Origin of the sequence: Streptomyces sp. NPDC046876, assembly GCF_040645035.1 — a bacterium.
GTDB lineage: Bacteria > Actinomycetota > Actinomycetes > Streptomycetales > Streptomycetaceae > Streptomyces.
Map to the genome: position 1 here is coordinate 86,611 of NZ_JBEYXK010000004.1, position 19,624 is coordinate 106,234.

19 protein-coding genes, 1 pseudogene and 1 riboswitch are annotated in these 19,624 nt (G+C 71.8%); of the genes and pseudogenes, 11 read left to right on the forward strand and 9 right to left on the reverse strand.

The genetic code is table 11. The annotated features are described in order from the left end of the window. Positions 1 to 73 precede the first annotated feature (73 nt). Both ABZ924_RS04095 and ABZ924_RS04100 read left to right on the forward strand, forming a co-directional pair. On the forward strand, positions 74 to 1,291 hold the full coding sequence (locus tag ABZ924_RS04095; protein WP_361903748.1) for a metallophosphoesterase: 1,218 nt from the start codon (positions 74 to 76) through the stop codon (positions 1,289 to 1,291). 157 nt (positions 1,292 to 1,448) lie between these two features. After that, positions 1,449 to 2,303 carry a hypothetical protein gene (locus ABZ924_RS04100; RefSeq protein ID WP_361903751.1) on the forward strand — a complete coding sequence of 285 codons (855 nt, stop codon included), beginning with the start codon at positions 1,449 to 1,451 and terminating at the stop codon, positions 2,301 to 2,303. A 17-nt stretch (positions 2,304 to 2,320) separates the two neighbouring features. Here the strand turns inward: ABZ924_RS04100 and ABZ924_RS04105 are convergent, their stop codons facing one another. After that, positions 2,321 to 2,662: a hypothetical protein gene (locus ABZ924_RS04105; protein WP_361903754.1), complete on the reverse strand. Its 342-nt coding sequence runs from the start codon at positions 2,660 to 2,662 to the stop codon at positions 2,321 to 2,323. A 723-nt stretch (positions 2,663 to 3,385) separates the two neighbouring features. Here ABZ924_RS04105 and ABZ924_RS04110 point away from each other — a divergent pair. Then, a complete protein-coding gene (locus ABZ924_RS04110; protein WP_361903757.1) occupies positions 3,386 to 4,519 on the forward strand; it encodes a glycosyltransferase in 1,134 nt (377 codons plus the stop codon). Here ABZ924_RS04110 and ABZ924_RS04115 read toward each other — a convergent pair. Together ABZ924_RS04115 and thiC are read right to left on the reverse strand one after the other, a co-directional pair. Beyond that, complete coding sequence (locus ABZ924_RS04115; RefSeq protein WP_361904050.1) at positions 4,516 to 5,565, reverse strand: aldo/keto reductase; 1,050 nt, start codon at positions 5,563 to 5,565, stop codon at positions 4,516 to 4,518. The two genes, ABZ924_RS04110 and ABZ924_RS04115, sit on opposite strands and share 4 nt — an antisense overlap. Positions 5,566 to 5,712: 147 nt before the next feature. After that, entirely contained in the window at positions 5,713 to 7,500 is a 1,788-nt protein-coding gene (gene thiC / locus ABZ924_RS04120) for a phosphomethylpyrimidine synthase ThiC (RefSeq protein ID WP_361903760.1), read from the reverse strand. Next, positions 7,495 to 7,640, reverse strand: a riboswitch (TPP riboswitch). It overlaps the preceding gene by 6 nt. A gap of 39 nt (positions 7,641 to 7,679) precedes the next feature. Here thiC and ABZ924_RS04125 point away from each other — a divergent pair. Next, positions 7,680 to 9,137 (forward strand): YibE/F family protein, encoded by a 1,458-nt coding sequence (locus ABZ924_RS04125; protein ID WP_361903762.1) that lies wholly within the window; start codon positions 7,680 to 7,682, stop codon positions 9,135 to 9,137. Positions 9,138 to 9,143: 6 nt separating this feature from the next. Here the strand turns inward: ABZ924_RS04125 and ABZ924_RS04130 are convergent, their stop codons facing one another. The 4 genes from ABZ924_RS04130 to ABZ924_RS04145 all read right to left on the reverse strand — a co-directional run bounded on the left by ABZ924_RS04130 (position 9,144) and on the right by ABZ924_RS04145 (position 11,467). Next, complete coding sequence (locus tag ABZ924_RS04130; RefSeq protein ID WP_361903765.1) at positions 9,144 to 9,593, reverse strand: SsgA family sporulation/cell division regulator; 450 nt, start codon at positions 9,591 to 9,593, stop codon at positions 9,144 to 9,146. A 97-nt stretch (positions 9,594 to 9,690) separates the two neighbouring features. After that, positions 9,691 to 10,437 carry a helix-turn-helix domain-containing protein gene (locus tag ABZ924_RS04135; protein WP_361903768.1) on the reverse strand — a complete coding sequence of 249 codons (747 nt, stop codon included), beginning with the start codon at positions 10,435 to 10,437 and terminating at the stop codon, positions 9,691 to 9,693. 297 nt (positions 10,438 to 10,734) lie between these two features. Next, positions 10,735 to 10,971, reverse strand: coding sequence for a DUF5326 family protein (locus tag ABZ924_RS04140; protein WP_361903771.1), 237 nt, complete (start codon positions 10,969 to 10,971; stop codon positions 10,735 to 10,737). A gap of 178 nt (positions 10,972 to 11,149) precedes the next feature. Then, positions 11,150 to 11,467, reverse strand: coding sequence for a cupin domain-containing protein (locus tag ABZ924_RS04145; protein WP_361903774.1), 318 nt, complete (start codon positions 11,465 to 11,467; stop codon positions 11,150 to 11,152). An 89-nt stretch (positions 11,468 to 11,556) separates the two neighbouring features. Here ABZ924_RS04145 and ABZ924_RS04150 point away from each other — a divergent pair, with 89 nt between their 5' ends. From ABZ924_RS04150 to ABZ924_RS04170, 5 genes are all read left to right on the forward strand, one after another. After that, on the forward strand, positions 11,557 to 11,937 hold the full coding sequence (locus ABZ924_RS04150; protein ID WP_361903777.1) for a phage holin family protein: 381 nt from the start codon (positions 11,557 to 11,559) through the stop codon (positions 11,935 to 11,937). Between the two features lie 58 nt (positions 11,938 to 11,995). Further along, positions 11,996 to 12,439 (forward strand): low molecular weight protein-tyrosine-phosphatase, encoded by a 444-nt coding sequence (locus tag ABZ924_RS04155; protein WP_361904053.1) that lies wholly within the window; start codon positions 11,996 to 11,998, stop codon positions 12,437 to 12,439. Next, positions 12,436 to 13,635, forward strand: coding sequence for a cystathionine gamma-lyase (locus ABZ924_RS04160; RefSeq protein WP_361903780.1), 1,200 nt, complete (start codon positions 12,436 to 12,438; stop codon positions 13,633 to 13,635). Before ABZ924_RS04155 ends, ABZ924_RS04160 begins: the two co-directional genes overlap by 4 nt. Before the next feature lie 182 nt (positions 13,636 to 13,817). Next, positions 13,818 to 14,735, forward strand: a complete 918-nt coding sequence (locus ABZ924_RS04165; RefSeq protein WP_361903783.1) for a LysR family transcriptional regulator — start codon at positions 13,818 to 13,820, stop codon at positions 14,733 to 14,735. Between the two features lie 60 nt (positions 14,736 to 14,795). After that, positions 14,796 to 15,275: an NUDIX hydrolase gene (locus ABZ924_RS04170; protein WP_361903786.1), complete on the forward strand. Its 480-nt coding sequence runs from the start codon at positions 14,796 to 14,798 to the stop codon at positions 15,273 to 15,275. Between the two features lie 26 nt (positions 15,276 to 15,301). Here the strand turns inward: ABZ924_RS04170 and ABZ924_RS04175 are convergent. Both ABZ924_RS04175 and ABZ924_RS04180 read right to left on the reverse strand, forming a co-directional pair. Beyond that, positions 15,302 to 16,414: pseudogene (locus ABZ924_RS04175) on the reverse strand (globin domain-containing protein); the annotation flags it as partial. Positions 16,415 to 16,626: 212 nt separating this feature from the next. After that, entirely contained in the window at positions 16,627 to 17,277 is a 651-nt protein-coding gene (locus ABZ924_RS04180) for a haloacid dehalogenase-like hydrolase (protein WP_361903789.1), read from the reverse strand. A 174-nt stretch (positions 17,278 to 17,451) separates the two neighbouring features. Between ABZ924_RS04180 and ABZ924_RS04185 the strand changes: the two genes are divergently transcribed. Together ABZ924_RS04185 and ABZ924_RS04190 are read left to right on the forward strand one after the other, a co-directional pair. Continuing rightward, complete coding sequence (locus ABZ924_RS04185) at positions 17,452 to 18,336, forward strand: GNAT family N-acetyltransferase (protein ID WP_361903791.1); 885 nt, start codon at positions 17,452 to 17,454, stop codon at positions 18,334 to 18,336. A 101-nt stretch (positions 18,337 to 18,437) separates the two neighbouring features. After that, the gene (locus tag ABZ924_RS04190; RefSeq protein ID WP_361903794.1) at positions 18,438 to 19,613 is read left to right on the forward strand and encodes a winged helix DNA-binding domain-containing protein; all 1,176 of its coding nucleotides are present in this window, start codon (positions 18,438 to 18,440) and stop codon (positions 19,611 to 19,613) included. Positions 19,614 to 19,624 lie beyond the last annotated feature (11 nt).

Sequence of the window (19,624 nt, forward strand, 5' to 3'; positions counted from 1 at the left end):
ATCACGGATCCTCCACCCTGGAGGCCAGGAGGGTCCGCAGGTGTACGGCAGCGCGACGGTGGTGGAGGGGTCGATGACTCAGGGGGCCGGTCAGGGACCCGCGATGCGGACGGAGACGCTGCGGGACTTCCGGGTGCCGGTCACCGAACCCCATCCGTACGGCGCCGCGCCCGCACCGCAGCCCGAGGACGCCCCTGTGTACGGCGAGTACCCGGCGTACTACGGCGAGCCGCCCGCGCCGCCCCACGCCCCGGGCCAGGCCCCCGTGCCGCCGCCCCCGCCGGCACCCGTGCCGCCCATGCCCGCGTCCGCGCCGGCCCCCGTGCCGACCCCGGCCACGGCGCCGCCCGCGGAGGACGACCTCGGCGGCTACACCCCGACCCACCGCGACCTGCCGATCATCGGCCGCGGCGGACCGGGCGACACCGTCCAGGTCCAGTACGTCCCCCAGGAGTCCCCGACCGGCCCCGGCCCGCTCTACGTCGTCGGCGACGTCCACGGCTACCTGGACGAGCTCGTCGCCGAACTCCAGGCCCAGGGCCTCATCGACGCCGAGCGGCGGTGGTCCGCCGGCAACGCCCGCCTGTGGTTCCTCGGCGACTTCACCGACCGCGGCCCCGACGGCATCGGCGTCATCGACCTCGTGATGCGCCTGTCCGCCGAGGCCGCCGCCGCCGGCGGCTACTGCAAGGCCCTCATGGGCAACCACGAGCTGCTGCTCATCGGCGCCAAGCGCTTCGGCGACACCCCCGTCGCCTCGGGCGCCGGCACCGCGACCTTCCAGGCCGCCTGGCTCCTCAACGGCGGCCAGCGCACCGACATGGAGCGCCTCGAGGACGTCCACCTGCAGTGGATGTCCCGGCTGGACGCGGCCGTACTGGAGGACGGGCACCTGCTGCTGCACTCCGACACCACCGCGTACCTCGACTACGGCGACTCCATCGAGGACGTCAACGACACCATCCACGAGCTGCTCAACCGCAACGACGCCGACATCACCTGGGACCTGTTCCGCAAGTTCACCAAGCGGTTCGCCTTCCGCGACGAGGAAACCGGCCCCCAGGCGGTGCGCGAGCTCCTCGACATGTACGGCGGCAGCCGCGTCGTGCACGGACACAGCCCCATCCCGTACCTGCTCGGCGAGGTGGGCACCGAGGACGGCGACAGCGGGCACGGACCGGAGGCGGTCCACGGACCGCACGTGTACGCGGGCGGCCTCGCCATCGCGATGGACGGCGGGGTCACCATGGCCGGCAAGCTGCTCGTCCAGCAACTCCCGCTGCACGACTGAGGCTTGCAGGCTTGTCACGTGCGGGGCAATTCACGAAAGCCCCTGTCACGGCGCGGCATGAGCGCTCTACCATCGCTCTATCCGTAGCAGGCTCTCCTCCGTTTGTGCCGGTGCCCGGGTCTACGCGGGACAACCGGCTCCCACGGAGCATCGGGGGATGCACATGAACAGCGCTCCGCACCTGCTGACCGAAGACCGACCGGAGTTCGATCGGCTCCTCGACGAGGCGCTGCGCACCGCACACGAACGGCCCGAGCTCGCCGCGCTCGGGATGCGACTGAACGCCGAACAACTGCGCACCATGGCCGTCGGGGCCATCGCCCTGCTGACCGCCGCGGCCGCGGCCGAGTACGACCACTTCGTGAAGGTACGGGGCGAGCGGCGCGAGGAGCTGCGCTCGGCCCCGAGTGCCGCGGCCGGGCACCGGGGCGCCGGGCAGGAGGACGGGGAGGGCGACGGCGCGGGCATCAGCGCGATGGTCGCGGTCCTCGCGCCGGTCCTGGCGGCCGCCGCCATGGTGATCTTCCTGCTGCTGGGCTACACGCTGAAGGCGATCGACCCCGAACCTTCGTTCGCCGACACGATGCTGACGGCGGGTTGGCTCTTCGGCGCACTCACCGTGGTGACCCTGCTGTTCGCGGTGGTCGGGCTGGTGGTGACGGCCGTCCGCAACCGTGCGACCGAGGTCGTGGCCGGGGACGGGGACGCGGCCGATGCGGTGCCCGACGAGGTCGCGCTGGCCCGCGAGGCCTGGCGGCGCGCGCTGCTGGAGCGGGGCATCCTGCCGTTCCTGCGGGACGCGCTCGCCGACCCGGCCGCGGTGCCGGATCCGGTGCCCGGACCTGCGCTTTCGGGCCCCCGCACGCCGAAGGCCGGGCGCATCCCCAACCTGGGATACACCCGGCCCGACTTCACCAGCCCCGGCTCGCCCTCACAGGGGACCCGGCCCGGCTACACGCCGCCGGACTTCACGAGCCCGGACTTCGGAGGCTCGGAGCCCGAGCCACGGTAACGGCTGCTACTGCCACTTCAGTTGGGGCGCAGACTCCGGTCCTCCGCGGACAGGGATCCGTGGGCGAACCGGGCCAGGCCGTTCGCCCCGGCGGTCGGCTGCGGATTCGCCGGTGTCCACACCTCGTTGCAGGTGAGGGCGTCCGGCGTGCCGGGAACGATCGTGCATCTCGTTTCGAAGATTTCGCCGCCCGTGGTCAGCACCTCGATGTTGACGATGTTGGCCTGGGTGGAGATCGACACCGCGCAGGCGTCCGTCGGATACGTGTCCCCGGTGTCGGTCAGGTCGTACCAGCGCCACGGCGTCACGGCCGGGGTCAGGTCGCGGATACCGGCGTACGTGATGGTGTCGGAGAGCACCGCCTTGACCTCGCGAGAGGCGGCGGGCCGGACCGCGTCGACGTCGAAGCACTGGCCGCTGGCTCCCTGCGTGCCGGTGGGGCCGGTCGGACCAGTCGGACCAGTCGGACCGGTCCCGCCTGTGGCACCGGTGCCCGGGGCACCGGTGGGTCCGGTCGGTCCGGTTGGTCCGGTGGGACCGGTCGGTCCGGTGGGACCGGTCGGACCCGTATGCCCCCTGGGCCCGCGCGGGCCCGTCGGGCCCACTTTGCACTTGTCGCCCCCGACGGGCTGCGCCTGCTCCATCGCCTTCTTCGCCGTGGACGGGCCACAGTGGTCACCGCTGCCCGGCGCCACCACGGAGCCGCCGGGCAGCGGCGTGACGGCCGAGGCCGGAGCCACGACGCCCGTCAGCACCAAGGCCAGAGAGGCGAAGGCGCCTCCGGCCAGCCAGCCCGCTCGACGGCGGGGCAGTGGCCCCAGGGGGAATCGGGACCTGTCCTCAGAACTCATGTACCGCTCCTCGCGCACACCTGATCGAATGTTTCGGCGGAGTCCGCACACACGAGTGGGCTCCGCGGGCCATCCTGAAGAGCCCTTCCCGCCACACCGGTCCGGCTCGCACGCCTGTCAGCGGAACGGACCAGTGAACACGGCCACTTGGCGGTGCCGTACCAGCCCCCCGGGTCGCCGCACGGCGTGCCGCCGGTACCCCGGCCGGCCGTATCCCTAGGGTCGGCGGCCGTGAAGCCGACCATTTGCCTCTGCATGATCGTGAAGAACGAATCCGCCGTCATCGAGCGCTGCCTGGCCTCGGTACGGGACCTCATCGACACCTGGGTCATCTCCGACACCGGTTCCACGGACGGCACCCAGCAGCTGATCCGCGACGCCCTGGAGGGGATCCCCGGCGAGCTGCACGAGGAGCCGTGGACGGACTTCGGCCACAACCGCAGCCTGAACATCGCCCATGCCCGCGGCAAGGCCGACTACCTGCTGCTCCTCGACGCCGACCACGTGCTGCGCAGCGAGGGGCCGCTGCCCCGGCTCGGAGCGCAGTCGTACATGCTCCGCCACGAAGGGGCGACCGAGTACCGCATCAAGCGCCTGGTCCGCGGCGACCTGCCCTGGCGGTACGAGGGCGTCACCCACGAGTACCTCACCTGCGACCGCCCCGGCGAGTTCGAGCATCGCCCGGGAGTGCAGGAGAACCTCGACGCGCTCTTCATCGAGGACCACGCCGACGGCGGCTCCAGGCACGACAAGTTCGAGCGCGACGCCCGCCTGCTCAGCGCGGAACTCGAGCGGGACCCGTCCAACACCCGGACGGTCTTCTACCTCGCCCAGACGATGCGCGACATGGGCGACACCAAGGAGGCGATCCGGCTCTACGAACACCGGGCCGAAATGGGCGGCTGGGCCGAGGAGGTCTACTGCTCCCTGCTCCAGGTCGGCGTCCTGACCGCCGACTCCGGGGACTGGCCGACAGCCATGGACGCCCTCACCCGTGCCTGGGAGTCGCGGCCGGGCCGCCTGGAGGCCTGTTACGAACTGGCCTCCAGGCTGCGGCTGCTGGGCCGCCACCACGCCGCCCACGCGATCACCTCGGCCGTCCTGGACCGGCCCGCCCCGGACGACCTGCTGTTCATGCACCCGTGGGTCTACCGGTGGGGGCTGCTCTTCGAGCACTCCATCACCGCGTACTGGATCGGCGACATGGAGGCCTCGCTGCACGCCTGCGACCGGCTGCTGGCCCTGCCCGACCTGCCGGAGCCGTACCGGCGCCAGACGGAGACCAACCGCGGCTACGCCCTGGCCCGCAGCGGTTCCTCCATCCCCGTTTCACGTGAAACATCGAAGCGCAGGGCGAAGGCCTAGCCGGCGGCGCGCTCCCCCAGGGGCCGGCGGCGCAGCGCGGCATCGGCGAGGGCCGGCGGAAGCCAGACCCCATCGGGCCGGTACAGGTTCGTCCCGGGCGGCACGATCGCGTCGATCCGGTCGAGCGCGGCATCGTCGAGCACCAAGGAGGCGCCCTTGAGGAGCGATTCCAGCTGGTCCATGGTCCGCGGGCCGATGATCACCGATGTGACGGCGGGGTGCGCGACGGGGAAGGCGACGGCCAGCTCCGGCAGGGTGCAGCCGATCCCGTCGGCGAGCTCGACGAGCTGCTCCACGGCCTCCAGCTTGGCGACGTTGCCGGGAATCGCCGGGTCGAAGCGCGCCGGTGTCAGCGCGGCCCGGCCCGAGGTCAGGTCGATCGGCCCGCCGAGGCGGTACTTGCCGCTCAGGAAGCCCGAGGCGAGCGGGCTCCAGGTGAGCACCCCCATCCCGTACCGCTGGGCCACGGGCAGGACGTCGGCCTCGATCCCGCGCGCGAGGATCGAGTACGGCGGCTGCTCGGTCCGGAACCGCGCAAGGGCTCGCCGCTCGGCGGTGTGGTGCGCCTCGACGATCTCCTCTGCGGGGAAGGTCGAGCAGCCGAAGGCCCGTATCTTGCCGGCCCGCACCAGGTCGCCGAGGACGGACAGGGTCTCCTCGACGTCCGTCGTGTGGTCGGGCCGGTGCACCTGGTAGAGGTCGATCCAGTCGGTGTCCAGCCGCCGCAGGCTGTCCTCCACCGCGCGCACGATCCAGCGCCGCGAGTTGCCGCTGCGGTTGCGCCCCTCGCCCATCCGGAAGTGCACCTTGGTGGCGAGCACGACATCGTCACGCCGCCCCTTGAGGGCCTTGCCGACGATCACCTCGGACTCGCCCGCTGAGTACATGTCCGCCGTGTCGACGAAGTTGATCCCCCGGTCGAGCGCGGCATGGACGATCCGCACGCAGTCGTCGTGGTCCGGGTTGCCGACCGCCCCGAACATCATGGTCCCCAGACAGTGCGTACTGACTTCCATGCCGGTCCGGCCCAGGCTGCGGTATCTCATGGTCATGGGCCCGCACTCTAGGAGTTGGAGCGCACTCCAGCGCAAGGCCCTTTCCACGGCGACGGGTTCACCGCCGGTGCAGGACCGGACGGCGCTCCGGGGAAGCCCCCTCTACCTCCCCGGAGCGGTGCGCCCGCGGCGCTGCGGTCAGTCCGCCAGCGGGAGGTAGACCCGGTTGCCGCTCGCAGCGAACTCGGCGGACTTCTCCGCCATGCCCGCCTCGATCTCCTCGGCCTTCAGGTCGCCGCCGTGCTCGCGGCGGATGTCCTGGGAGATCTTCATCGAGCAGAACTTCGGACCGCACATGGAGCAGAAGTGCGCGGTCTTCGCCGGCTCGGCCGGAAGCGTCTCGTCGTGGAACTCGCGGGCCGTGTCCGGGTCGAGGGCCAGGTTGAACTGGTCCTCCCAGCGGAACTCGAACCGCGCGTCCGACAGGGCGTCGTCCCACTCCTGGGCGCCCGGGTGGCCCTTGGCCAGGTCCGCCGCGTGGGCCGCGATCTTGTACGTGATGACGCCGGTCTTCACGTCGTCGCGGTTGGGCAGGCCCAGGTGCTCCTTGGGGGTCACGTAGCAGAGCATCGCGGTGCCCCACCAGGCGATCATCGCGGCGCCGATGCCGGAGGTGATGTGGTCGTAAGCCGGGGCGACGTCGGTGGTGAGCGGGCCCAGCGTGTAGAACGGGGCCTCCTCGCAGATCTCCTGCTGGAGGTCGATGTTCTCCTTGATCTTGTGCATCGGGACGTGGCCCGGGCCCTCGATCATCGTCTGGACGTTGTGCCGCTTGGCGATCGTGTTCAGCTCGCCCAGCGTCTTCAGCTCCGCGAACTGCGCCGCGTCGTTGGCGTCCGCGATCGAGCCGGGGCGCAGGCCGTCACCCAGCGAGTACGTCACGTCGTACGTCGCGAGGATCTCGCAGAGCTCCTCGAAGTTCGTGTAGAGGAAGTTCTCCTTGTGGTGCGCCAGGCACCAGGCGGCCATGATCGAGCCGCCGCGCGAGACGATGCCCGTCTTGCGGCGGGCGGTCAGCGGCACGTACGGCAGCAGCACACCGGCGTGGACCGTCATGTAGTCGACGCCCTGCTCGGCCTGCTCGATGACCGTGTCCTTGTAGATCTCCCAGGTCAGCTCCTCGGCCTTGCCGTCGACCTTCTCCAGCGCCTGGTAGAGCGGCACGGTGCCGATGGGCACGGGGGAGTTGCGCAGCACCCACTCGCGGGTGGTGTGGATGTTGCGGCCGGTGGAGAGGTCCATGACCGTGTCGGCGCCCCAGCGGGTGGCCCAGGTCATCTTCTCCACCTCCTCCTCGATGGAGGAGGTCACGGCGGAGTTGCCGATGTTGGCGTTGACCTTCACCAGGAACTTCTTGCCGATGATCATCGGCTCGATCTCCGGGTGGTTCACATTGGCCGGCAGCACCGCGCGGCCTGCGGCGATCTCCTCGCGGACGACCTCGGGGGAGACGTTCTCGCGGATCGCGACGTACTCCATCTCCGGGGTGATCTCACCGCGGCGGGCGTACGCGAGCTGCGTGACGGCCTGGCCGTCACGGCCGCGGCGCGGCAGGCGCGGGCGGCCCGGGAAGACCGCGTCGAGGTTCTTGAGGCCACCGCGCGGCGAGGTGTGCTTGATGCCGTCATCCTCGGGGCGCACCGGGCGGCCCGCGTACTCCTCGGTGTCGCCGCGGCCGATGATCCAGTTCTCGCGCAGCGGCGGCAGGCCGCGGCGCACGTCGGTCTCGATCTGCGGGTCGGTGTACGGCCCGGACGTGTCGTAGAGCGTGACGTCCTTGCCGTTGGTGAGGTGGACCTGGCGAACCGGCACCCGGATGTCGGGGCGGGAGCCCGCCACGTAGCCCTTGTGCCAGCCCGGCTGGCGCTCGGTCTCGCCCTCGGCGTCCTGGCCGACGGCAGGCGTGCGTGCGTCCTGAATGGTCATGAGACCTGATCTCCCTACGCCGGCATTACCCGGTAACAGGTTCGGCGGTCGACGCAGCCTCTTCCCCCACGCGTGCCGTGCGCGCGTACGGTGATCAGCGTCCTCTCAGCCCGGTGCTCCGAGCTCCCGCGTTGTGCAAAGGTGCCCCCACGCTAGCGTCATCTGTGGCGTGCTGAACAGTGGGCCCCCTCATCTCTTGCGATGATCTGCCGGTGACGTCCTCGCCGCAGCCTCCGTTCAATCCCTCCGAGCCCACTGACCACGGTCGTGCCGACGGCCATGATCACGTGCCCGCGCCCGGGCATGTGAACGGGAACGGACACGGGCACGGCCACGGACATGCGCACGGCCACAGCCACGGCCACGGACCGGCGGCACCCGTCTCGATGCACCTGCGCAAGGTCATCGCGGCCGTGCTGATCCCCTTCGCCGCCGCCGTCTTCATCGGCATGGCGGTGCTCTGGCCGGGCGGCGCCCCGTCCCACGAGCGCTCCGGCGTGGGGTTCGACCGCCAGACCCAGCAGGGCAAGGTCGTCGCCCTCGAAAATGTCGACTGCAAATCGGTGAACGCCTCTCAGGTGCCGCCCACCGGCAGCACCGCGACCCCGGAGGGCCGCGAGGCGGTGGCCTCGCAGACGGGCGAGTGCAAGAAGGCGACGATCGAGGTCGGCACCGGACCGGACAAGGGCCGCACCTTCTTCGAGATCGTCCAGCCGGGCGCCCCGCGGCAGTTGGCCGACGGCCAGGAGGTCGTCGTCGCGTACGCACCGGACGCACCCCGGGACCTGCAGTACTCCGTGATCGACGTGAACCGCAAGCTGCCGCTGGCGCTGCTCGCCGGCCTGTTCGCGGTGGCGGTGGTCGTCGTCGGACGGATGCGCGGCATGTTCGCGCTGATCGCCCTGGCCGTCAGCTTCGTCGTGCTGACCCTGTTCATCCTGCCGGCGATCCTGCAGGGCTCGAACCCCCTGGTCGTCGCGGTCATCGGGGCGAGCGCCATCATGCTGATCGCGCTCTACATGTGCCACGGGCTGACCGCCCGCACCTCCGTCGCGGTGCTCGGTACGCTCGTCTCGCTGCTGCTGATCGGGCTGCTGGGCTCGCTGTTCATCGACTGGGCGTTCCTCAGCGGCAACACCGACGACAACACGGGGCTGATCCACGGGCTCTACCCGGGCATCGACATGAGCGGCCTGCTGCTCGCGGGCGTCATCATCGGATCGCTCGGTGTGCTCGACGACGTGACGGTCACCCAGACCTCGGCGGTCTGGGAACTGCACCAGGCGGACCCGACGATGGGGCCGCGGGCCCTGTACCGGGCGGCCATCCGCATCGGCCGCGACCACATCGCCTCGGTCGTCAACACACTGGTGTTGGCCTACGCCGGCGCGGCACTGCCCTTGCTACTGCTGTTCTCGATCGCGAACAGCAGCATGGGTTCGGTGGCCAACAGCGAGCTGGTCGCGGAGGAGATCGTCCGGACCCTCGTGGGCTCGATCGGACTCGTGGCCTCCGTGCCGGTGACGACGGTGCTGGCCGCGCTGGTGGTGTCCGCCGACCGGCCCGGGACCCCGGCCGGAGCGACCACGGCCGGTCCGGCGCGCGGCGGGCGGGGCCGACGGCGGCGCAAGCGCTGACCCTGATCAGCCCGCGTTCTGCTCGTTCTGCCGCGCCTCGGCCAGGATCCGGTCGAGCGCCTCGTCGAGGCTCCCCTCGAAGTCGCCGAGGCTGCGCTCCTGGCCGAGTGGAACGAGCCGGTCGGTGCGGTCGAGGAAGGCGACGAGCGGGGCCGCGCCGGCCCGGAACAGGGCCCGGTCGCCGCCGACCTGGAGCCGGATGTGCACGTCGGACAGTTCCTCGGGGGAGGTCGGTGCGATGTGCACGTCGCCGTCGCCGCACGGCTTGTTGATGCCGTCGAGGAGGAGCTCCCTGCCGAACGCCCAGGTCACGGGCGCATCTCCCGGAAGGTGGAAGGTCAGGCGGACCGCGTAGGGGTCACGGGCGTCGTACCGGAGCTCCACCGGGATCCGGAACGAGAGCTCCTCGGAAACGAGGAAGCTCATCATGACCTCTGCCTGCACCGACTCGCGCATTGCCTACCCCGCTGTTGTGGAAGTGGCCAGGAATGACCCCCCAAGACCCTCTTGACAAGAGTGGTGTAAGCGCTGGCGGATCACAAGGAGTGAGTTTTCAGATACTGATAGAGAAGGAGAGGGTACTCAACAGCGCGCCTACTTCACTCCGTAGTCGATCGACTACACACGGCAATCGGGCTTCCTGGTGCAAGGGGAGAGAAATGGCCATTGTGGCCGCGGTGTCCCCGGCCGTGATCGGGATGGCCGCGCAGACCGTGCCCAGCGCGTACTCCTGATGCTCCGTCACGGGCTGCATCCGCCCCAGGGAGGCGATCCGGGCCTCCAGGGCGCGCTGGTCCCGCACGGTGTAGGCGGTGATGGCCTCGACCGGATGGCGGTCGTAGTAATCCTTGCGCGTCGCCTCGTCGAGCTGCGCCAGCAGGCACTGGCCGATCGCGTGCGCGTGGCCCGTCGCACGGAAGTCGGCCCATTCCTCCACGGCCGGATCGGCCGGGGTGTCCGAGACGCCCACGACCTCGATCTCACCCTCGCGGAACACCGCGAAGTAGACGGGTGCCCCGACGGCGTCGCGGAAGTGGGCGAGGGAGTCGAGGATCATGCTGCGACGTTTCTGCTGCAATCCCCCGCCCGCCAGCCGCCCGGCGGCGGCCCCGAGCACGAAGACCCCGCTCTCGCGGCGTAGATATCCCTCGTGCGTGAGGGTGCGCAGCAGGTGGTACGCGGTGGGGAGCGGGACCCCGGCCTCGCGGGCGAGCTGTTTCGCGGGCGCTCCGCCGCTGTGGGACCCCGCGGCTTCGAGCAGCCTCAACGCCCGCTGGACCGAACCGATCAGTGTCGGCACACCGGCATTGTGAACCGAAGACAAAAGCACACCCCCAGGCGTGGCGGCGGGCTTCGGGCACCCGCCCTGCGGGGGCCGCCCCCGCACATGCCGTGGGTCCCCTGGGGTCGCACTCGGCCGTGCTCGGTAGAGCCGCGTTCACGGCGGCATTACCGGTGCTCAGGCCAAGGGAACGGCATAGATTGCCACTGTATCGGCCGATTCCCGCACCGTGAGCGGTTCAGCGGCCGGCGTTCCCCCACCCGGGTGAGTCCGGGAAGTGCCCGGACCGGGCCCGCGCCGCCCGTCCCGCCCGGCCTACCACTTGTCGTACGAGGACTTCGTGCTGCTCCCGCTGCTCCCGGCGAACTTCTTCACCAGGAAGACCAGACCGCCGACCAGGGCGACGAAGAGCAGCAGCTTGAAGACGAACCCGATCAGGGCACCGAGGATGCTCGTGATGACGCCGCCGAAGACGAAGACCACCAGAAGCGGGATCGCAACCCACTTCACCCACCAGGGCATGCCTGCGAACGTCTCCCGGATACCGTCCATGTCCTCGACCTCTTCTCGCTCGGGTAGCGCTCGGATCGCGCTCGATCGCGCTCGTGGCGCGTCTTCCTGCTTCCGATGCTAGGAGGCCGCGCCCGGCAGCGGGGGCCCGCAAGCCCCCGCCCTCCCCTGATCCGCCCCCTAGGGGGACCGGGCCACGGACCCTCAGCCGGCGGGCCCGTCAGGCCTCCGGCGGGGAGAACACCACCAGGACCTTCAGGTCCTCGGTGATGTGGTGGAACTTGTGCGGCACTCCGGCCGGGACGTAGACGACGCTGCCGCGGGCCACCGTCGTCGTCTCCTCCCCGACCGTGATCGACGCACGGCCGCTCACGACGAAGTACACCTCGTCCTGGCGGTGCGGCTGCTGCGGGTCGCTCTGGCCGGCATCGAGCGCGTACAGCCCGACCGACATGTTCCGCTCATGCAGGAACTGCAGGTAGGCGCCGTCGTTCGCGAGCCGCTCCGCCTCGAGCTCGTCCAGCCGGAAGGCCTTCATCTTCGTTGTGCCCCTCGTGTTCTCGCGGTCCCGGGCATCCGCTGATCTGCTGATGTCCCACCGGGATCTTCTCTGCCACGATCAGACACATGACCAATTTCGTAGTCAAGACGCTCGCCAATGCGGCGGCTCTGGCCGTCGCCATCTGGCTCCTCGCCGGCATCACGCTCGACGACCAGGCACCGCTGGGGCGCCGGGCCCTGACGCTGATCCTCGTCGCGCTGGTCTTCGGCCTGGTCAACATCCTCGTCAAGCCGATCGTGAAGCTCTTCTCCCTGCCGCTGTTCATCCTCACCCTGGGCCTGTTCACCCTCGTCGTGAACGCCCTGATGCTGCTGCTGACGTCCTGGCTGGCCAAGCAGCTCGAGCTCAGCTTCCACGTCGACGGCTTCTGGACCGCCGTCCTCGGCGGCCTGATCATCTCCGTTGTCTCCTGGGCCGTGAACCTGGCCCTGCCCGACAAGAGCTGAGCGGCCGGCCGTGTACCGCGTGTGCTTCGTCTGCACCGGCAACATCTGCCGCTCCCCCATGGCCGAGTCCGTCTTCCGCGCCCACCTCGTCGAGGCCGGCCTCGACGGCCTGGTCGAGGTGGACAGCGCCGGCACCGGCGGCTGGCACGAGGGGGACCGGGCCGATCCCCGCACCGTCCTGGTCCTGGAGGCCGCCGGGTACGAACAGGACCACCGCGCCCGGCAGTTCCGGGCCTCCTGGTTCGCCGCCCTCGACCTCGTGATCGCCCTCGACGCGGGCCACCTGCGGGATCTGCGGAAGCTCGCGCCCACCCCCGAGGACGCCGCCAAGGTCCGCCTGCTGCGGTCATACGACCAGGCGGCCACGGCCCCGGAGGCCGACGTACCGGATCCCTACTACGGCTCCCTCGACGGGTTCGAGGAGTGCCTGCGGCTCGTCGAGGCGGCCAGCCGGGGCCTGCTGGACGCCGTACGCGAGGCCCTGAAGGAGCACACCGCATGACCGACGACCGCGAACCCGCCGCCGCGGCGGGCGCAGCCGAGACCCCCCCGGACGCCGCGCCCTTCGCCATAGGCGAGGGCACCCGGGCCGTGCGGGCCGGACTGCCGGCCCCCGTCAAGAACGAACCGCCCCTGCCCGGACCGGTCTTCGCCGCCCACTTCCACCTCCCGGGCGACGTCGAGGGCCCGTACACCTACGGCCGGGACACCAACCCGACCTGGACGCTGCTGGAGCGGGCCATCGGGGAGATCGAGGCCCCCGGCCGCGACGGCGTGGACACGGTGGTCTTCGCCTCCGGCATGGCCGCCGTCTCCGCCGTCCTGCTGTCCCAGGCGCGCACCGGGGACACCGTCGTCCTCCCCGACGACGGCTACCAGGCCCTGCCGCTGCTGCGGGAGCAGCTGGAGGCGTACGGGATCCGCGTGCGCACCGCCCCGACCGGCGGCGACGCCCAGCTCGGCGTCCTCGGCGGCGCCCGGCTGCTGTGGATCGAGACCCCGTCCAACCCCGGCCTCGACGTGTGCGACATCCGGCGCCTGGCCGAGGCCGCGCACGCCGAAGGCGCCCTGGTCGCCGTCGACAACACCCTCGCCACGCCGCTCGGGCAACGGCCGCTGGAACTCGGCGCGGACTTCTCCGTGGCCAGCGGCACCAAGGGCCTGACCGGCCACGGCGACCTGCTGCTCGGCTACGTCGTCTGCCGCGACCCGGAGCTCGCCGCGGGCATCCGCCGCTGGCGCAAGATCATCGGGGCCATCCCGGGCCCCATGGAGGCCTGGCTCGCCCACCGCTCCCTGGCCACCCTCCAGCTGCGCGCCCGGCGCCAGTGGGCCAATGCCCTGGCCGTCGCGGAGGCGCTCGCGGGCCGCGGCGAGGTGGCCGGGCTGCGCTACCCGGGCCTGCCCGGGGACCCGTCCCATCCGACGGCCGCCCGGCAGATGCAGGGCTTCGGCTCCGTGGTCTCCTTCACGCTGCCCGACCGCGCACACGCCGAGCGCTTCCTCGCCGCGCTGCACCTGGTCGAGGACGCCACCAGCTTCGGCGGCGTACGGTCCACCGCCGAGCGGCGCGGACGGTGGGGCGGCGACCCGGTCCCGGAGGGCTTCATCCGGTTCTCCGCCGGGGCCGAGGATCCCGAGGACCTGGTCGCGGACGTGCTGCGCGCCCTGGACTCCGCGGGCGCAGGCGCCGCCTGAACCGGAGCCGCCCGCGCGAGGGCGGTCCGAGCCTCCCCCCTAGTGGCTCGGACCGCCTCGGGTTCCCGCGCGAAGAACCACGCGGTCAAGGCTAATTGACTCTGCGTCAGAGTCCAATCACGGTAACGACAGGGGCCTATCGACATATTTATAGTTGAAGGCCCCCACGGAGAGGGGCCCTCATGGACCTGGCCCTGCTGCGCACCTTCGTCGCCGTGCACCGGGCCGGCTCGTTCACCCGGGCCGCGGCCCTCCTCGGGCTGTCCCAGCCGGCCGTCACCTCACAGATCCGCACCCTCGAACGCCAGCTCGGGCGGCCCCTGTTCCACCGGCGGGCCCGCGGGGTCACCCCCACCGCCGTGGGCGACGAGCTCGCCCACAAGGCCGCCCCGCACCTCGACGCCCTGCTCCAGATCACCGAGGCCGAGCGAGAGGCGGCCGGCGCCTCGCGCACCCTGCACCTCGCCGGTCCCCCCGAATTCCTGTGCCTGCGCGTCCTGCCGGCGCTCGCTCCCCTCGTCGGCCAGGGCCACACCCTGCGGACCGCCCTGCAGACCGGCGCCGAGGAGACCCTCGACGGGCTCGCCGCCGGCCACCACGACCTCGTCGTGACCACCGCCCGCCCGCGCGGCGGGCTCTTCGCCACCACCGCCCTGTGCGACGAGGAGCACGTGCTGGTCGCCGCGCCCTACTGGGCGGCCCTGGTCGACCCGGACCGGCTGCGCGACAAGGACCCCGCCGCGCTCGACGGCATTCCGCTCGTCGAGGTGCACGAGAGCCTGCCGCTCGTCACCCGCTACTGGGCGTCCGTCTTCGAGACCCGCCTCGAGGCCCGTCCCGAGACCCGGCCCGATGCCGCCACCGTGGTCGTCCCCGACCTGCGGGCCGTGCTCGCCTGCGTCCGGGCCGGCGCGGGGCTCGCCGTCCTGCCCCGCTACCTGTGCCAGGAGGCCCTCGACCACGGGCACGTCGTCGCCCTGCTTGAGCCGCCCGTCCCGCCGCTGCGCACCTGGTTCCTCGTGGTGCGCACCGGGAGCCTGGCCCTGGCCCACCTGGCCCGTGCCCACGAGCGGCTGCTGCGCGCCGCGGCGCAGTGGTGAGCATTCCGGTTTCGGACCGCGGCGCGTTTCGGAAGGGGAGTCCTGGGCCACTCTTCTCCCATGACCGAACGTCCTGTGGTCAAACGCACCGCCCGCGCGATCCTGCTCGACGGTGACGACCTGATCCTCATCAAGCGCACCAAGCCCGGCGTCGACCCGTACTGGCTCACCCCCGGCGGCGGGGTCGAGCCCACGGACGCCACCGTCGTCGAGGCCCTCCACCGGGAGGTCCACGAGGAACTCGGCGCGAAGATCACCGATGTGGTGCCCTGCTTCGTCGACACCGTCGAGCACATCGCCGACGGGGGAGTGACCGGAGTGAAGGTGCAGCACTTCTTCGTCTGCCGCCTCGCGTCGATGGACCCCAGCCAGCGGCACGGTCCCGAGGTCGACGAGCCAGAGGGCGAGTACGAGATCGTCCGCGTGCCGTTCAGCCGGGTGGGCATCGCCGCCGTCCACCTCGTCCCGCTGTCGCTGCGCCACTACCTGGACGGCAACATCGAGGGTGTGCGCGCCATGCACGCGCCCGACCTGGGCTGAGCCCCCGGCCGAACGGGCCGCCGGCGTCAGCCGGCGGCGCCCACCAGCTCCTCCACCGCGTCGTAGCGGATCCGCTCCCGCGGGATCCCGATCCGCTTGAGCTCGTCCACACCGCTGCGGATCATCGCCGGCGGGCCCGAGATGAAGGCGTCGTACGAGCTCCACGGCCCGTGCTCACCGACCGCCTGGGGCAGCTGCCCCGCCAGCCCCTCGCCGATCACCGGGCGTACCGAGAGCCACGGGTGCGAGCGCTGGAGCCCCAGCAGGGTGTCCTTGTCGTACAGGTCGCCGTCGGTGCGCGCGCCGAAGAACACCTCCACGGGACGGCGTTCGCCGTGCTCGGCCACGTCCTCGATCAGGGCCTTGATGGGGGCGATGCCGGTCCCGCCGCCCAGGCACAGCATCCCGTTGTCGGTGCTGTGGTCCACCACCATCGAACCGGCCGGCGGCCCCAGCCGCAGCACGTCGCCGGGGCGGGCGTGGCGGACCAGGGCATTGGAGACCCAGCCCGCCGGCACGGCCTTGACGTGGAAGGTGAGCAGGCCGTCGGCGCGCGGGGCCGAGGCGAAGGAGTAGTGCCGCCACACCCGCGGCCACCAGGGGGTCTCCAGGCTCGTGTACTGGCCCGCCAGAAAGGCGTACGGCTGGTCCGGGCGGACGGTGATCACCGCGATGTCCGGGGTGCGCAGGTCGTGCGACACCACCTCCGCATGCCACCACGCCGGCGCCCTCTGCTCGTCCTCGGCCGCGGCGTCGATCATGATCTGGGAGATCGCCGTGTACGCCCGCACCCATGCGGCCTGCGTCTCGGGCCCCCACGTGTGCTCGGCGTACCGGGTGAGCGCCTCGATCAGGGCCTCGCCCACCACCGGGTAGTGCTGCGCCACCGTGCCGTACTTGCGGTGCCCGGTGCCCAGCCGCCGCAGGTACGGCACGAGCACGTCCGGGTTGTCGATGTGCTCGGCGGCGGTCAGCAGTGCCTTCAGCAGCCGGTCGCGCTGCGCGTCCATCGCGGCGGGGAACATGCCGCGTACTTCGGGGTGACCCGTGAACACCAGGGCGTAGAAGTACGAGGTGACCTTGTCGGCGACGGGTGCGATCTCCTCGAGCGTCCGGCGGATGAGCACCGCATCGGGGGAGGGCTCTGCCGGTCCGCCCCCGGACGGTATCCGGGCCGTCGCTCTGGCCGATCTGGTGGGCGGAGCGTCCATGCGGTGCCTCGCTTCGGGCATCTCGGTCGGTAAGCACGCCACGGCCTCAGAATCCGTGGTTCCGGGGCTCACAGCCTGCCAGCCGACCCAACGGCCCGCGGGGGAATGCAGAAAGTCCGCGTTTCGAACCCACTTTCCTCCTAAGATGCCTCAACTCCCGGGCGTGCCGCGGGCACCAGCTGGTATGCGTCGCGCAGGTCGCGCCCCTCGTACACATGGGTCGCGCACTCCACCAGAGCGGGCCGTGCGTTGACCGCCACCGACACCCCCACCGCTTCGAAGAGCACCGCGTCGGTCGCGGAATCCGCGTACGCGACACAGTCGGCCCTGGTCACCCCGAACCGGGTGCACAGCCGGTCCGCGACCGTGACCTTGTCCTTCGGCGTCAGGATCCCGCTCACGTCCACCGGCCGGGTGAACGGAACCTCCGGGAAGACCGAGCCGTGGGCGGCGTGCGCGCCCCACTCCAGCAACAGCTCGACGAAGAACGACGGCGACAGCGAGATCACCGCGCAGTAGTCCCCCTGCTCCCGGATCTCCTGCCACACGTCGCGGATGCCCGCCAGCCAGGGAGATCCGTCGAACGCAGCCCGGACGTGTGCGGGCGTCAGCTCCGCCCACAGGGCGTGCACCGCCACGGAGAACTGCTGCGGGCCGATCTTCCGGGCCCCGAACGCCCGCTCCAGCTCGGCGATCTCCGCATCGAGGCCGAGCTGCCGGGAGATCTCCGCCGGCGCCGCCGAGCCGTACATCAGAGTGCCGTCGAGGTCGAAGAGGTGCAGACGCGTCATGGCAGTCGAGGCTATCCCGCCCGATGTTTCCCCGGAGGCACCCCCCAGCGGTAGTTGGGGAACAGCGGGCGGGGGACAGCGGGCGGCGTTTCACGTGAAACATTCGGCGGTGGGTCGCCGAACATCCGCCGAATTCCCCTGGACGCCCCCCACTCGGTGATCCAATCTGGGCCGGTGACACCACCACACCTCACCGACCTGCCGATCCGTGCGCTGACGGTGGAAGACCTCCGCCACTGCGCCGACCTGTCCGAAGACCGCGGGTGGCCGCGCGAGGACCACAAGTGGGGGCTCCTCCTCGCCGCCGGCAACGGCTACGGCATCGATGCCCCCGACGGGCTCGGGCTCGCCGCCGCCTGCGTCGTCACCTCCTACGGCTACCCGCACGCCGGTCCGGAGCTGGCCGCCATCGGGATGGTCCTCGTCGCCGCGCGATACGCCCGCCAGGGCCTGGGCCGCCGCCTGATGACGCACGTGTGCGACGACGTGCTCAAGGGCGTCCCGCTCACCCTCCATGCCACGCCGAACGGCCGGCCCCTCTACGAGGAACTCGGCTTCGACACCACCGGCAGGGCCGAGATGCTGCTCGGCTCCTTCCGCCCCGATCCGGCGCCGGAGGCGGACACCGTCGAGGTCCGGCCCGCGACCGCCGAGGACATCCCGCGGATCCTCCGCCTGGACACCGAAGTCTTCGGTACCGACCGCACCCACATGATCACCCGGCTCCCCGCCTTCGCGGACCGGCTGCTCGTCGCCGAGGACGCCGCGGGCGACCTCACCGGGTACGCCGCGATCTGGCCCAACATGGAAACCCATGTCATCGGCCCGCTGATCGCCCGGGACTCCGCGGGCGCCCGGGCGCTCGTCACCGCGCTCGCCGCCGCCACCGACCGGCCCCTGCGCACCGACATCGACGTACGCCACGAGGAGCTGGTGGCCTGGCTGAAGGAGCGCGGCCTGGAGTCCGTCGCCTTCAACTCCGTCATGACCCGAGGCCTCCCCGGCCTGCCCGGCGACTGGACCCGCCGCTGGGCTCCGCTCACCGTGGCCGCCGGCTGAGAAAGGAGCAGTCCCGCGTCCCACATCGGGTTCATGCTCGCGCTCTGAGCGCCGCGCGGAAGGCCGGGCCGCTGCCGCGGGCCCGGCCTACGATCGGGAGGATGAGCGCCCGCCTCCCCCTGGTCACCACCGCCGACCGCCGCCACCGGCTCGGCCGCAGGCACCGCTTGGCTCCCTCGGCGCATGCGGCCACTGTCGTCGAGGCCGCCGACGCCGTCGTCGCCCTGCACGCCACCGACGCCGCGACCGTGTTCCTCTCCGTCCGGGCCCGGCTCGGCGCAGGCGGCCCCGAGGCCGTCGAGCAGGCCCTGTACGAGGACGTCAGCCTGGTCCGGCTGCTCAGCATGCGCAACACGCTCTTCGCCGTGTCCGCCGAACTCGCCCCGTACGTCGATGCCTCGACCGCCCGCGGCATCGCGGCCAAGGAGCGGCGGACCTTCCTCAAGCGCCTCGCGGAGGACGGCCAGGGCCTCGATGCCGACTGGCTCGCCCGGGTGGAGGCCGCCGCGCTCGACGCGCTCGACTCCCTCGGCCCCGCCACCGGCAGCCGGCTCTCCGCTGCCGTGCCCGAGCTGCGCCGGAAGATCACCGTCGGCCGGGGCCGGGCGTACGAGGCCGAGACCGGCGTCGCCACCCGCGTCATCCGGCTCCTGGCCGCCGACGGAAGGATCCGCCGCGACCGCCCGCTCGGCTCCTGGACCTCCAGCCAGTTCCACTGGGTGCACACCGAGCCCTGGCCCGCCGTGGCCGCCGGCGAGGCACGGGCGGAGCTCGCCCGGCGCTGGCTGACGGCGTACGGGCCGGGCACCGCTGCCGACCTCAAGTGGTGGACCGGGTGGACCCTCACCGATGTCCGCAAGGCGCTGGCGGCCGTAGGCCCCGAGGAGGTCCGCCTCGACGACGGCACGACCGCGCTGGTCGCCCCGGGGGACACCGGCGGCGAGCCCGCCCCGGAGCCGTGGGCCGCGCTGCTGCCCGGCCTCGACCCCAGCGCCATGGGGTGGTCCGACCGCGCCTTCCACCTCGACCCCGCCCACCGGCCGGCGCTCTTCGACTACGCCGGCAACATCGGTCCGACCGTCTGGTGGAACGGCGAGATCGTCGGCGGCTGGGCCCAGCGGGCCGACGGCGAGATCGTCTGGCGGATGCTGGCCGACCGCGGCCGCGACGCCGGGGAGGCGGTCGCCGCCGAGGCCGGCCGGCTCGCCCGCTGGCTGGGCCCGGCCCGTGTCACCCCGCGGTTCAGGACCCCGCTGGAGCGTGAACTCTCCGCGTAGGAGGCGGGAGC

Bases quoted from the DNA above. Each gene is read 5' to 3' on its own strand.
- ABZ924_RS04095 (WP_361903748.1), top strand. From the start codon at position 74: ATGACTCAGGGGGCCGGTCAGGGACCCGCGATGCGGACGGAGACGCTG.
- ABZ924_RS04100 (WP_361903751.1), top strand. From the start codon at position 1,449: ATGCACATGAACAGCGCTCCGCACCTGCTGACCGAAGACCGACCGGAG.
- ABZ924_RS04115 (WP_361904050.1), bottom strand. From the start codon at position 5,565: ATGAGATACCGCAGCCTGGGCCGGACCGGCATGGAAGTCAGTACGCAC.
- thiC (WP_361903760.1), bottom strand. From the start codon at position 7,500: ATGACCATTCAGGACGCACGCACGCCTGCCGTCGGCCAGGACGCCGAG.
- ABZ924_RS04130 (WP_361903765.1), bottom strand. From the start codon at position 9,593: ATGCGCGAGTCGGTGCAGGCAGAGGTCATGATGAGCTTCCTCGTTTCC.
- ABZ924_RS04140 (WP_361903771.1), bottom strand. From the start codon at position 10,971: ATGGACGGTATCCGGGAGACGTTCGCAGGCATGCCCTGGTGGGTGAAG.
- ABZ924_RS04145 (WP_361903774.1), bottom strand. From the start codon at position 11,467: ATGAAGGCCTTCCGGCTGGACGAGCTCGAGGCGGAGCGGCTCGCGAAC.
- ABZ924_RS04150 (WP_361903777.1), top strand. From the start codon at position 11,557: ATGACCAATTTCGTAGTCAAGACGCTCGCCAATGCGGCGGCTCTGGCC.
- ABZ924_RS04155 (WP_361904053.1), top strand. From the start codon at position 11,996: ATGGCCGAGTCCGTCTTCCGCGCCCACCTCGTCGAGGCCGGCCTCGAC.
- ABZ924_RS04160 (WP_361903780.1), top strand. From the start codon at position 12,436: ATGACCGACGACCGCGAACCCGCCGCCGCGGCGGGCGCAGCCGAGACC.
- ABZ924_RS04165 (WP_361903783.1), top strand. From the start codon at position 13,818: ATGGACCTGGCCCTGCTGCGCACCTTCGTCGCCGTGCACCGGGCCGGC.
- ABZ924_RS04170 (WP_361903786.1), top strand. From the start codon at position 14,796: ATGACCGAACGTCCTGTGGTCAAACGCACCGCCCGCGCGATCCTGCTC.
- ABZ924_RS04180 (WP_361903789.1), bottom strand. From the start codon at position 17,277: ATGACGCGTCTGCACCTCTTCGACCTCGACGGCACTCTGATGTACGGC.
- ABZ924_RS04190 (WP_361903794.1), top strand. From the start codon at position 18,438: ATGAGCGCCCGCCTCCCCCTGGTCACCACCGCCGACCGCCGCCACCGG.